Annotated in this window: 12 protein-coding genes and 1 pseudogene; 4 read left to right on the top strand and 9 right to left on the bottom strand. The window is 67.7% G+C overall.

The genetic code is table 11. The features are described 5' to 3' along the window. From OS124_RS0107100 to OS124_RS28255, 5 genes are all read right to left on the bottom strand, one after another. Window positions 1-632 (bottom strand): gamma-glutamyl-gamma-aminobutyrate hydrolase family protein (locus tag OS124_RS0107100; protein WP_010138757.1); only part of this gene is annotated, 632 nt, incomplete at its 3' end. Further along, window positions 629-1,642, bottom strand: coding sequence for an amidoligase family protein (locus OS124_RS23950; RefSeq protein WP_010138758.1), 1,014 nt, complete (start codon window positions 1,640-1,642; stop codon window positions 629-631). The genes OS124_RS23950 and OS124_RS0107100, both read right to left, overlap by 4 nt. A 61-nt stretch (window positions 1,643-1,703) precedes the next feature. Continuing rightward, on the bottom strand, window positions 1,704-3,422 hold the full coding sequence (locus OS124_RS0107110) for a histidine kinase dimerization/phosphoacceptor domain -containing protein (RefSeq protein WP_010138759.1): 1,719 nt from the start codon (window positions 3,420-3,422) through the stop codon (window positions 1,704-1,706). Between the two features lie 10 nt (window positions 3,423-3,432). Beyond that, window positions 3,433-3,984, bottom strand: coding sequence for an RNA polymerase sigma factor (locus tag OS124_RS0107115; RefSeq protein WP_029375246.1), 552 nt, complete (start codon window positions 3,982-3,984; stop codon window positions 3,433-3,435). A gap of 74 nt (window positions 3,985-4,058) precedes the next feature. After that, the gene (locus tag OS124_RS28255; RefSeq protein ID WP_337459417.1) at window positions 4,059-4,388 is read right to left on the bottom strand and encodes a NepR family anti-sigma factor; all 330 of its coding nucleotides are present in this window, start codon (window positions 4,386-4,388) and stop codon (window positions 4,059-4,061) included. Between OS124_RS28255 and OS124_RS0107125 the strand changes: the two genes are divergently transcribed. After that, entirely contained in the window at window positions 4,326-5,150 is an 825-nt protein-coding gene (locus tag OS124_RS0107125) for a response regulator (protein ID WP_010138762.1), read from the top strand. The two genes, OS124_RS28255 and OS124_RS0107125, sit on opposite strands and share 63 nt — an antisense overlap. A gap of 110 nt (window positions 5,151-5,260) precedes the next feature. On the opposite strand, the gene OS124_RS0107130 is transcribed toward OS124_RS0107125, so the two are convergent. From OS124_RS0107130 to OS124_RS0107140, 3 genes are all read right to left on the bottom strand, one after another. Further along, entirely contained in the window at window positions 5,261-5,464 is a 204-nt protein-coding gene (locus OS124_RS0107130; protein WP_010138763.1) for a DUF1328 family protein, read from the bottom strand. Window positions 5,465-5,605: 141 nt separating this feature from the next. After that, window positions 5,606-6,619 carry a biotin-dependent carboxyltransferase family protein gene (locus tag OS124_RS0107135; protein WP_010138764.1) on the bottom strand — a complete coding sequence of 338 codons (1,014 nt, stop codon included), beginning with the start codon at window positions 6,617-6,619 and terminating at the stop codon, window positions 5,606-5,608. Next, window positions 6,616-7,368 (bottom strand): 5-oxoprolinase subunit B family protein, encoded by a 753-nt coding sequence (locus OS124_RS0107140; RefSeq protein ID WP_010138765.1) that lies wholly within the window; start codon window positions 7,366-7,368, stop codon window positions 6,616-6,618. Before OS124_RS0107140 ends, OS124_RS0107135 begins: the two co-directional genes overlap by 4 nt. A 149-nt stretch (window positions 7,369-7,517) precedes the next feature. Here OS124_RS0107140 and OS124_RS0107145 point away from each other — a divergent pair, with 149 nt between their 5' ends. The 3 genes and pseudogenes from OS124_RS0107145 (at window position 7,518) to OS124_RS23955 (ending at window position 10,391) form a co-directional block, all read left to right on the top strand. Continuing rightward, a complete protein-coding gene (locus tag OS124_RS0107145; protein ID WP_010138766.1) occupies window positions 7,518-8,495 on the top strand; it encodes a TRAP transporter substrate-binding protein DctP in 978 nt (325 codons plus the stop codon). Window positions 8,496-8,558: 63 nt separating this feature from the next. Next, window positions 8,559-9,086: a TRAP transporter small permease subunit gene (locus tag OS124_RS0107150; RefSeq protein WP_010138767.1), complete on the top strand. Its 528-nt coding sequence runs from the start codon at window positions 8,559-8,561 to the stop codon at window positions 9,084-9,086. Next, window positions 9,086-10,391, top strand: a pseudogene (locus OS124_RS23955) (TRAP transporter large permease). The gene OS124_RS0107150 and the pseudogene OS124_RS23955 overlap by 1 nt, the downstream one beginning before the upstream one ends. Before the next feature lie 280 nt (window positions 10,392-10,671). On the opposite strand, the gene OS124_RS0107160 reads toward OS124_RS23955, so the two are convergent. Further along, window positions 10,672-11,205 (bottom strand): winged helix DNA-binding protein, encoded by a 534-nt coding sequence (locus OS124_RS0107160; protein ID WP_010138769.1) that lies wholly within the window; start codon window positions 11,203-11,205, stop codon window positions 10,672-10,674. Window positions 11,206-11,461: the final 256 nt, after the last annotated feature.

Genomic DNA, 11,461 nt, shown 5'->3' on the forward strand with positions numbered 1-11,461 from the left:
GGGTGCCACTGCACCCCCAGGGCGAAGGGGGCGGCGGTGCTTTCTAGCGCCTGCGGCATGCCGGCCTCGTCCCGGGCCGAGATCTTCAGCCCCTCGCCGAGGTCGGCCACAGCCTGGCTGTGCAGGGCGTTGACCTTCATCACCTGCGTGCCGGCGATATCGGCCAGCCGGGTGCCGGGGCGGATCCGCACGGCGCGGCGCGGCAGGATGGTGCGGTAGCGGCGCGAGGCGAAGACCTCGAAGGCGTCCTGGTGCAGGGTGCCTCCCAGCACAACGTTCAGCATCTGCGCGCCCCGGCAGATGCCCAGCACCGGCAGGCCCCGGGCGCGGGCGGCCTCGATCACCCCGGCCTCCATGCGGTCACGGTCGTGATCCAGCACCACCTCGGCGCGCAGCTCGCCGCCATAGAGCGTCGGGGCGATGTCGTCGCCGCCGCCGATCACCACGCCGTCGACCGCCGCCAGGTCGACCTCGTCGCGGTCGGTCCAGCGCAGGGCGCGGGCACCGGCCAGGGCCAGGTTCAGCCGGATCAGCGGAAAGATCCGCCAGGCCGAGCGGCGCGACACGGTCACGCCGATCACCGGGCGGCCGGAGGGGGCGTCCGCGTTGGCATCTGCGGCGTCGAGGCTCATCCGGTCAACGCGCGGGCGCGGTCTTCCAGCCGCTCATGGCCCGCCTCTGCGAGGATTGCGCGCGACTGCCGGGTCCAGCCGTTCAGCTGACCGCGCAGCCGCTCCAGCGGGTCGTCGCGCATCTTGCGCCAGGCGGTGCAGAGGCGCTCCAGCGTGCCGCGGTCCTCGGCCAGTTCTTCGATGGCGCACCAGAGCGCCCATTCCCCGGCGAGACTCCAGCCCGGATTGTCGATGCGGCAATCCGGCATCCTGTAGTGATAGGCGGGCCGGGCCGAGACGGTGCCCCCGGCGCCACGGGCCAGTGCCTTGCGGGTCTGTTCGGGCGCGAGGTGGGCGAAGATCGGCAGCATGTCCAGCGCGTGATTGCGCGAGGGCGACAGGCGCAGGTAGAGCGCGATCAGCGCCGGGACGTCGGTCGGGGCGCCCATGGCGAGGGCGTCCAGCAGCCCGTTGGGGTAGGGGTCGACGAAGGGCAGGGCCCGGCGCGAGAAGTCGATGTCGTAGGCCTCGCGCAGCAGCGGTTCAGCCAGGGCAAAGGCTGTCAGGGTCGACCACAGATGATCCACGCCGCCGTCATGGTACTGCACGTTGAGATGCACGCCGAAGCCGAGGAACAGTCCGTCGCGGGTTCCCGTGGCGCCCTCGGTGCGAAAGCGCTTCAGCACATCGTCCAGCCGGTCCAGCCGGTCCGGGGCGAAGGGTTCGGTCACCAGTTCGACCGGCACCACGTTGCGCGCAAGATCCAGCGCCGCGCGGCCAAGCGCCGTGTCGTCGTGATCGCGATAGGACGTGTCCATGTAGAGCTTGCAGGTGCCGAAGGGCGTGCCCTCGACCTCGAAGTCGCCGCCCCGGCGCTGGGCAGAACTGCCGGCGCCCTCTGCCAGGATACGGGCGGCGCGGGCTTCGGTGAGGCCGCCGAACTCGACCTCGACGCCAAGCAGGCGGGTCTTGCCCTCGGCGGTCTTCGGGCGGGGCAGGGTGGTGAGGGGTCTGGAGGCCTGTGCGGTCATCAGAATCTCTCCCGTCATCGGTAGCCGGTGCGGAGCGTTCGCGGGCCCCGCACCGGCGGTTTCAGTAGTCCAGCGGCTCGGGCTGGAAGGTGGCCACCTCGAAGCCGATGGCGGCACGGTACTCGGTCTCGTTTTCCTCGATCTCGATCTCGCTGCCCAGCTGGGTGGCGAAGGCGCGGATCAGCTGGCTGCCCAGCCCGGTGCTCTCGGCCTCGTCGCCGAAGTGATTGCCCTCGCCCTTCGAGTTCACCACCTGCAGCCGTGCGCGCGAGCCCTCGTGCTTGAGGCTGAGCGTCATCCACGGGGGACCCTTGTCGCTGCCGGTGTACTTCACGCCATTGGCCATCAGTTCCGAGGCCAGCAGGGACAGCGGTACGGCCTGGTCGGGATAGAGGATCACGTCGTCCACGTCGTATTTCACCCGGATGCGGTGCCCGCCCGAGGCCGAGGCCTGCAGCGTCTGGTTGGCCACCTCGCGCACCAGTTCGCCCACGTTGACCTGTCCCTGGCTTTCGACTTGGTGCAGATTGCGGTGGATCGAGGCCATGGCCAGAACCCGGTCCTGAAGCCGGGTCAGGATGGCCTTGGTCTCGGGCGACTTGGCGCGCCGGATGTTCATGTTCATGATCGAGCTGATCAGCTGCAGGTTGTTCTTTACCCGGTGGTGAACCTCCTTCAGCAGCACGTTGCGCTGGCGCACCGCGTTTTCCAGCTCGGCCTGGTCATGCAGGATGGTCTCGGCCATGAGGATGAAGTCGGTCTCCATGTTCTTCAGCTCTTCGGCCGAGAAGCGCATGGAGCGGTTGTCCTCGAAGGTCCGCACCCTCTCGAAGCGGCGCATGCGGCGCGACAGGCCGCGGATATGGCGACCCGCCATGCGGTCGATGGCGATGAACCCGACCACCGCCGAGGCGATCCACATCAGCAGCGGGAAGAGGATGACCGGCGCCTTCACCGCCTCGCCCATGTCGTTGACCGAGGGCCAGATGCCGAGGGCGAAGACCTCTTCCTCGACGATGGGCACCACCACGTAAAGCTGGTCCCCGCCCGAGCGGCTCTGACCCGAGAAGACCATGGGGGCCAGCCGGGTCATGTCGTCCAGCGAGGAGCGAATGGGCAGGTAGCCCTCGTAGGTCTGGGCGTCGACGGTGCTGGTCAGCACGTCACCGGACGCGTTGAAGGTCATCAGATGGTCAGGGGCGGCCCCGAACCCGGGCCCGTCGGTCAGCGCCAGGCTGGAATGCGGCACCGAGATGGCGATGTAGCCAGCATATTTTTCGTCGATCTCGACCGGCTGGGTGACGACAAGGATCGAGGTGCCGCTGACGGCGCCCTGGTTGACGGCCATCACCCGCGGCGTGCGCTCGCGGATCGCCTCGAGGTGCGCGGGTCGTTCGGACATGTCCCGGCCCACCCCGTCAGAGCCGCAGGATATCTTCCCGTCGACGGGAATGAAGGCAACCAGGCTGACCGCGGGCATCGAGGCCTTCACCCGGCTCATCATTCCGGCGCATTGCCCGCCCTCCGTATCCAGGCCCCCGACGATCTGCGCCAGAGAGGCAGAGGCGCCGAAGGCCTGTTGAAGCAGGGCGCGTTCCTGTTCCACGCCCTGCTGTGTCAGGGCCAGAAGCGAGAGGCGGGTCACCTCCTCTGCCTGGCTGGACACCTGATTTGTCTGATAGATTGCGATGGAGCCGATCGGGACCAGCGCGATGGACAGGATGCTGGCAATCCGGAACGAAAGCGACCGGAGCCAGGGCGTGTTGGCGCTGTTCGGCATGTGTGTCCGTTCAGCGCGCGGTAATCGGTTTCGAGGTGACGACGGCCATGGTTGCCGGGTCGGTCAGTTCCAGGGCCTCGTTTTCGTCAAGTTGCATCAGTTCCGCCAGCTTGGAGCGGCCGCGGTTGGCACGGCTCTTGATCGTGCCAACAGCCACGCCGCAGGCCTCTGCCGCTTCCTCGTAAGAGGCGCCAAGGGCTCCGACCAGCACCAGCGCCTCGCGCTGTTCGTCGGGCAGCTGGTTGAAGGCGCGCCGGAAATCGGCCAGGGCCAGGCGACCATCATGGGCCGGCTTCTCGGACAGGCTTTCGGCAAAGACACCATCCACGTCCGCCACTTCCCGGCGGGTCTTCCGCAGCGAGGAGTAGTAGGTGTTCCGCAGGATGGTGAAGAGCCAGGCACGCAGGTTCGTTCCCGCCTGGAACTTGTCGATATTCGTCCAGGCCTTAACGATTGCGTCCTGCACGAGGTCATCGGCCTTCGCGGGATTGCGCGTCAGGCCGAGAGCGAAGGCACGCAGGGCGGGCAGGTGCTCGACCAGCTCGTCGCGGGGATCTCCCATCGGCTTGCTACGCGGCGTGGCGGCCTTCTTGGCCGTCGGGGCATCGCGTCGGGAGCCGGACTTGGCGCATTGCGTCATTCCTCTGACCCCCTAGCGTGAGAGGCAGGCTTGTCCTGTTCCTTGAGCTGGCTGAGCAGCTCCTTGAAACGGTCAGGAATGTCCTCTTCCAGGGTGGACTGGAAGACGCGGCGAAGGTTGTCGTCGACCCCACGATCTGTACTTGGCTTTGTTTGACCCAAATTCTGTTCCTCTTCGAACTTCCGAGAAATTCTCATTGCTCGCGGAACCCAACGCAAGTCCCGGAGTTGGGTTCCCGAGAAAAGCGAAAAAAAGGGGATGAAATGACTGTCTCTTCCAGCCCGGCCACGTCCACCGGCGATCTTGCGGCCCTGATCGGTGCGCATCTGCCTTACCTGCGCCGGTATGCGCGGGCACTGACCGGGGCACAGTCCAGCGGTGATGCCTATGCCGCAGCGACGCTTGAGGCAATCCTCCAGGACCGCTCGGTCTTCGAGGGAGGGATCGGCGAGAAGGCCGCCCTCTTCAAGGTCTTCCACACCATCTGGGCCAGTTCCGGTGCCCCGGTCGCCGTCGAGGCGACGGGGCTTGAAGCACGTGCGCAGCAGCACATGGCGCGGCTCAGCCCGAATACGCGCGAAGCCCTGCTGCTGCACACCATCGAGGATTTCAACGTCGGCGAGGTGGCGACCATCATGGGCACCGACGAGAACGAGATCGATGTTCTTCTGGATACCGCACGCCAGGAGATGGCGGATGCGGTCTCGGGCCGGGTGCTGATCATCGAGGACGAGGCGATCATCGCCATGGATCTCGAAGCGCTGGTCGCCGAGATGGGCCACCAGGTCACCGGCGTTGCCCGTACCCGCGACGAGGCGGTGAAGCTGGGTCTCAGCAAGAAGCCCGACCTGATCATGGCGGACATCCAGCTGGCAGACAACTCCAGCGGCATCGACGCGGTGAACGACCTGCTGGGCGAGCTTGGCGAGATGCCGGTGATCTTCATCACCGCCTTCCCCGAGCGCCTGCTGACCGGCGAGCGTCCCGAGCCGGCCTTCCTGATCTCGAAGCCCTACCGCGAGGACCAGGTGCGTTCGGCGGTCAGCCAGGCGATGTTCTTCGCCTCCACCGAGACGCTGAAGGGCTGAGGCCGTGGGGTGCCTGCCCGCGACGGAAAGAATGTGAAACGCCCCGCCGGTTCTGCCGGCGGGGCGTTTCCCTGTCTGGGTTGGTTTCTTGCTCTGCACGTCGCGGGCGATCAGGACCGGATATTGCGATCCCGGGAGCGCTGTGGCTCCCCCTGGTCGCCCGGGACGAAGTGCAGCAGGAGAGCGATGAATCCGAGGCCGGCGAAGAGCAGGCACAAGATCTGCGCAATCCCTGCAGAGGCTGCCGCGATCCCCGTGTATCCGAAGAGTCCGGCGGTGAGCGCGACAGCGAAGAAAGTGACGGGCCAGGTCATGGCGCACCTCCGTTTCAGCGTCGCTATTGCGTGGTCTTTCGACCGTTCACCGAAGAAACGCCTGATGCGCGAACCGGTTCCCGCCCTGGTCTCACGAGGCCGCGAGGCGTGACGGAACGCCGCGCGCGGCCTCCCGCGGGCTCAGGCGCGATCGAGGTCGTCGCCCGCCGTCACGCCGGAAATCAGCTGGTAGCTCAGCAGGTCGGGAATCGTCGACGGGTCGCGCAGCAGGGGTTGCAGCTGGCGGGTGAGGGCCCGCAGGCGCTCGGGTCCGCTTGGCAGCGGCGTAGGCGCGGCGAAGACGAAACGCAGCACGGCCTTCGGACCGGCCTGCACCAGCCGTCCCATGTCCTCGGGGTGGACCGAGCCGATGCGGGGATAGCCGCCGATGGTCTGGCATTCGGCACCCAGCACGAAGGGGGTGCCATCGCCGGTGATCTGGATGTCTCCGGCCTGGATCGGCTCCGAGGCCATGCCGCCTGCGTCCCGGTGCCAGACCGGCCGCGCTTCGCTCTGCATCTGGATCGCCTGCCGGTTGCTGCGCGCGCCACGGGTGAAACCGGCCGCCTCGAAGGCCCGGATCTGATCCTCGCTGAACAGTGCGGTCTGGGGGCCGGGCAGGACGCGGATGCTGCCGCCCTCGAACCGGTCCGGCGCGGGAAGGAAGGATGCGGCCATGTCGGTGGCGCGGTCCCGGCCCGTTGGAAGGGCCTCACCGTCCTGAAGGAGGGCGCCGATGCCCGCAGCCAGATGCGCGGCGCGGCTGCCGAGCACCTCGGCCGTCGAGAGGCCGCCGCCGGGTGTCAGGTAGCCCGTGGTGCCCGAAGTGGCGCCGCCGACCGACAGCACCTCGCCGGGAGAGAGCGCATGCACTGCATGCCAGGGCACCGGGCGCCCGTCGATGCTGGCGCGCATCGGCGCCCCGGTCAGGGCGAGGCGCATCTTCGCCGTGACGGTAAAGCGCCCGCCCATGCCCGGCATCTCGATTCCGGCGACCGGGCGGGGCAGGCCGAGCAGGGCTGCCGCCTCCCACAGCGCCTGCGGGTCCTGGGCGCCGCCGCGCGAGAGGCCCTGCGCCGCCAGTCCGGGACGGCCGAGGTCCTGCACGCTCAGCATCGGCCCCGGGGCCGTGATCCTCAGCTCTCCGCCGCTCATCGCAGAACCTCCAGCCGGGCACCGCCCATGGGCGTGCCGCTCAGGGACTGTCGTTCCTGCCGGCTGATCCGCGCCAGGCGAATCTCGTCGCCCTGCCGAAGCGGCATGGGCTGTTCCGCGCCGGGCTGGAAGGGGGCGAAGGCGGTGCGTCCGATCTGCAGCCAACCCGTGGGTGAGGCATTGGCAAAGAGCACCAGTTGCCGGATCGCCGCCACCAGCGCCCCGGCAGGCACGTCGCGCAACTCGGTCCGGCGGGGAAAGTCCCAGGCCTCGGGCAGCAGACCGATGTAGGGCTGCCCCGGCGCAAAGCCGATTGCCAGCACCCTTGGCGCCGCGTCGAGAATCTGCGCCACGGCATCCGCCTCGCTCAGCCCTGCCTCGGCGGCGGCCTCGGCCAGGCCGGGGGCATCCTCGCCATCGAAGCTGACAGGCAGGGTCCAGCGCCGGGCAGCGGCCTCGGCGGGCAGGGCCAGCCAGTCACGACTTTGCAGAAGGTCGGTCAGCCTGTCCTGAAGCGCGCCGCGCCGTCCGGCAGCCGCATCGCCCGTCGAGTCGAATCGCACGAGGGTCGAGGCCAGGGCGGGAAGCACCTCTTCCACTCCCTCAAGGGCCGAGGCTTCGCGGGCGAAGGCCTGCGCGGCGCGGTTTGCCTCCAGGCTGAACTCGGTCCCGAAACGGGCCAGGAATCCATCCATTCCAAGCGGGTGCAGGCCCGGGTGCGGCGCGCTGGCTGCCTCTTCCTTGGTCATATCGTCCTGGCCTCCATGCGGCGGGGGATCGCTTTTTCGGGTTCTTCTTGACATAAGTTTCAAAACGTCGACAAATTGTCAACGTAATGTCATCGAGAAGAGCCCGGAGGCGAAATCTGGGCCGATACTGTCCACAGGAGGACTAACAAGTGAACCGTTTTGCCCAATCCCTGACCGCCGCGGCCGTTTCCGCCCTGGCCCTGGCCACCCCCGCGCTGGCTGAAACCTGGAACATGCCGGTGCCCTACGGCGACGCCACCTTCCATACCGTCAACATCCGTGAATTCGCTGCCGACGTGGCCGAGGCCACTGATGGCGCGCTGGAAATCGAGGTGCATTCCGCCGGCTCGCTCTTCCCGCATGGCGAGATCAAGAACGCCGTCCGTAGCCGCCAGGTGCCGATCGGCGAATTCTTCCTGTCGACCCTGTCGAACGAGGACGCCGCCTTCGGCCTGGACAGCGAACCCTTCCTGGCGACCTCCTACGAGGATGCAGCCAAGCTCTGGTCGGCGCAGAAGCCGGTGATCACCGAGCTGTTCGCCGAGCAGGACCTGATGCCGCTCTTCTCGGTGCCATGGCCGGCCCAGGGGCTTTATACCGAGAACGAGGTGAACACCGTCGATGACCTCGCCGGGCTGCGCTTCCGCGCCTACAACGCCTCGCTCGAGAAGTTCGCCCAGCTGGCCAAGGCGGCGCCGGTGCAGGTCGAAGCGCCTGACATCCCGCAGGCCTTCTCGACCGGCCAGGTCGATGCGATGATGACCTCGCCCTCGACCGGCGCCAACTCGAAGGCCTGGGACTTCGTGTCCACCTATACCGCCGTCGACGCCTGGCTGCCGAAGAACATCGTCGTGGTGAACAAGCGCATGTTCGACCGCCTGCCCGAAGACGTGCAGGCCGCCGTGCTGGAGGCCGCCGCCGCCGCCGAGACCCGCGGCTGGGAGATGTCCGTCGCCGAGGCCGACGCCAAGAAGGCCGAGATGGCCGACAATGGCATGGCGATCGTCACCCCGACCGAAGAGCTGATGGTGGGGCTGAAAGAGATCGGCGCCACCATGATGGAAGACTGGAAAACCTCGGCCTCCGAGGCGGGCCAGAAGATCCTGGCGGACTACGAAGCCGAGTGATCCCCTCGCGGGCCCTGCCGTCCGGCGGGGCCCTTTCCTTTCTGATCAGACCATGAGGGCGCGATGATCCGGCGTTTGCTTGACACGCTCTACCTGGCCGGAGGCGCCTTGGCTGCCCTGGCCATCCTGGCCATCTGCCTGCTGGTCGCAGCGCAGGTTGGCCTCAACATCCTGGCCCGGGTCGGTGGCCCGGCCTGGTCCTATACCATTCCCTCCTATGCCGATTTCGCCGGGTTCCTCCTGGCTGCCGCCAGCTTCCTGGCCATGGCCCACACCCTGCGCGCGGGCGTGCATATCCGCGTCAACCTGCTGATTTCGCGCCTTAATCCCCGCGCGACATGGGGGCTCGAGCTGTTCACCCTGGCACTGGCGACGGCGCTTGCGGCCTATGCGACGCGCTATGCCATCGCCCTGACCTACGAGAGCTGGGACTACGGCGACATGTCCTCGGGGATGGTGGCGGTGCCGCTGTGGATCCCGCAGCTGTTCATGGACGCCGGCCTGGCGTTGCTGACGCTGGCCTTCCTCGACACGCTGGTCGAGAGCATCCGTGCCCGCCGTCCCGTCATCGCCGATGCAGGAGAAGCCTGATGTCCGATCCCGTCGTCTTCTCGATCCTGCTGGCGGTGCTGATGGTGCTGCTGGCTGCCGGCACCTGGGTTGCCGTGTCGCTGCTGGCGCTCGCGCTCTTCGCCATGACCGTCTTCGCCGATGCGCCGCAGGGGCTGGTGCTGGCAACCAGCCTCTGGGGGCATTCGCATTCCTGGTCGCTGGCCTCGCTGCCACTGTTCATCCTGATGGGGGAAATCCTGCTGCGCTCGCGCCTGTCGCAGGACATGTTCTCGGGGCTGGCGCCCTGGCTGGGCCGGGTGCCGGGACGGCTGCTGCACGTCAACGTCCTGGGCTGCGCGATCTTCGCCGCCGTTTCGGGCTCTTCGGCGGCCACGGCGGCCACCATCGGGCGCATGTCGGTGCCGGAGCTGACCGAGCGCGGCTATCCGCAAAGCCTGATCCTGGGCACCCTTGCGGGCTCGGCCACGCTGGGCTTCCTGATCCCGCCCTCCGATCATCCTGATAGTCTACGGCGTGGCGACGGAGCAGAGCATCGCCCGCCTGTTCATGGCCGGCGTGCTGCCGGGGATCATGCTGGTGGCGCTGTTCGGCGGCTACGTCAGCCTGCGCGCCATGCTCTCGCCCTCGATCATCCCGGAGGAAGGTCAGAGCTTCACCCTGCGCGAAAAGCTGCATGCCTCGCGCCGGCTGATCCCGGTGATGCTGCTGATCCTCGGGGTGATCGGGTCGATCTACTCGGGCGTGGCCTCGCCCACCGATGCCGCTGCCGTGGGGGTGATCCTGTCGACCGTTCTGGCCTTCGCCTCGGGCGGCTTCGACTGGACAAGCTTCCGCGAGGCGCTGATGTCGGCCACGCGGACCTCCTGCATGATCGCCTTCATCCTGCTGGGCGCAGCCTTCCTGGCCATCGCCATGGGCTTCACCGGCATCCCCAGGAACCTCGCGGCCTGGATCGGAGGGATGGAGCTTTCGCCCGCCGCGCTGCTGGTCGCGCTGACGGTCTTCTTCATCGTGCTCGGCTGCTTCCTCGACGGGATCTCGGTCGTGGTGCTGACCACCTCGATCATCCTGCCGATGGTCGAGGCCGTGGGGATCGACCCGATGTGGTTCGGCATCTACCTGGTGCTGGTGGTCGAGATGAGCCAGATCACCCCGCCCGTGGGCTTCAACCTCTTCGTCATCCAGGGGCTGACGGGGGTGAACATCCTGCGGGTCGCCAGGGCCGCGCTGCCCTTCTTCGGGCTGCTGCTGCTGGCGGTGCTGCTGATCACGCTCTTCCCCGGGCTGGTCACCTGGCTGCCCGAAGCCATGGCCAACCGCTGAGTGTCGCGGGGGCTGCGGCGACGCGGCCCCACAAGACCGCGCGGATGCACCCGGAGGCCAGCGGGCAGGGGGCTCTGCCCCGCCGCTGACGCGGCCCCCCCGGAGTATTTTCAGCCTGGTGATGATCAAGTGGGCCAGGTCCCGGCAGGGTGCCCTACTTTTCCCTTGAGAGGGTGCAGGCGCGCAGCGGGAAAGTAGGGTGCCCGGAGAGGCTCTGCCGTCCTTGCTCATCACCAGGCTGAAAATACTCAATCCTGCCCCGTCACGGCCGGGCGGCGCGTCAGAGCGATGCGGCGGCGCGGCTGGCCTGGTCGTAGAGGCCGGACATGCCGCGCAGGGCCGAGGCGATGCGGCGCAGCTCTTCGCCGTCGTAGCCGGTGGCTGGCAGGGTGCCCAGCAGGCATTGCTCGCGGATCTTCTGGTAGGCCATGCAGAGGGCCAGCCCGGCGGGCGAGGTCTTGTAGAAGACCTCCTTGCCGCGTTTCTCGTTGTCCAGCAGGCCCAGCTTCAGCAGCTTGCGCAGGGCGTAGTTCACCGTGTGGCTGTCCTCGATGTTGAGGATGAAGCAGATGTCGGTCAGGCGCTTCTCGCGGCCGCGGGAATTGGTGTTGTGCAGCACCAGGATTTCCAGCGGCGACAGTTCCGGCATCCCGGCTGCCGTCATGCAGCGTTGCATCCAGCGGGTGAAGGCGTTGTAGGCGATGATCAGGCCGTACTCGAACTCGGAAGCTTCCCAGCCCTCCCCCTCGGCAAGGTGACGGGAGGAGACGATGCGGCGGCCATCGGGGCGGCCATCGGGGCGGCTGTCGGACATTGAGACCCTCGTTTCGGCGATGATTTATCGGCATTTTATCAGCATCGCAGTGGAATTGGGAAGGGCGGGTCCGCTTGATCGCCTTGCATCTCGGATCAGAGGGCTACGAAGCTGCCACGGGATCGGCTAGGATGGTGGAAAGATCGGGCCGGGAAACGGACCCGCAGGCGAGCGGCGAGGCAGGATGACGCGCAGGGACACCGGGTGGCGGAGACATGGGGCTGGCGGGGGGGCATGGGCCGCCGCGCTGCGGGCG

The organism is Oceanicola sp. S124 (genome assembly GCF_000220565.1).
Taxonomy (GTDB): domain Bacteria; phylum Pseudomonadota; class Alphaproteobacteria; order Rhodobacterales; family Rhodobacteraceae; genus Pseudooceanicola.

What these genes read in the sequence shown, in the direction of transcription:
- OS124_RS0107130 (WP_010138763.1), bottom strand. Translation starts at nt 5,464, where the DNA reads ATGACCTGGCCCGTCACTTTCTTCGCTGTCGCGCTCACCGCCGGACTC.
- OS124_RS0107115 (WP_029375246.1), bottom strand. Translation starts at nt 3,984, where the DNA reads ATGGGAGATCCCCGCGACGAGCTGGTCGAGCACCTGCCCGCCCTGCGT.
- OS124_RS0107140 (WP_010138765.1), bottom strand. Translation starts at nt 7,368, where the DNA reads ATGACCAAGGAAGAGGCAGCCAGCGCGCCGCACCCGGGCCTGCACCCG.
- OS124_RS23950 (WP_010138758.1), bottom strand. Translation starts at nt 1,642, where the DNA reads ATGACCGCACAGGCCTCCAGACCCCTCACCACCCTGCCCCGCCCGAAG.
- OS124_RS28255 (WP_337459417.1), bottom strand. Translation starts at nt 4,388, where the DNA reads ATGCGCACCGATCAGGGCCGCAAGATCGCCGGTGGACGTGGCCGGGCT.
- OS124_RS0107125 (WP_010138762.1), top strand. Translation starts at nt 4,326, where the DNA reads ATGACTGTCTCTTCCAGCCCGGCCACGTCCACCGGCGATCTTGCGGCC.
- OS124_RS0107150 (WP_010138767.1), top strand. Translation starts at nt 8,559, where the DNA reads ATGATCCGGCGTTTGCTTGACACGCTCTACCTGGCCGGAGGCGCCTTG.
- OS124_RS0107110 (WP_010138759.1), bottom strand. Translation starts at nt 3,422, where the DNA reads ATGCCGAACAGCGCCAACACGCCCTGGCTCCGGTCGCTTTCGTTCCGG.
- OS124_RS0107135 (WP_010138764.1), bottom strand. Translation starts at nt 6,619, where the DNA reads ATGAGCGGCGGAGAGCTGAGGATCACGGCCCCGGGGCCGATGCTGAGC.
- OS124_RS0107160 (WP_010138769.1), bottom strand. Translation starts at nt 11,205, where the DNA reads ATGTCCGACAGCCGCCCCGATGGCCGCCCCGATGGCCGCCGCATCGTC.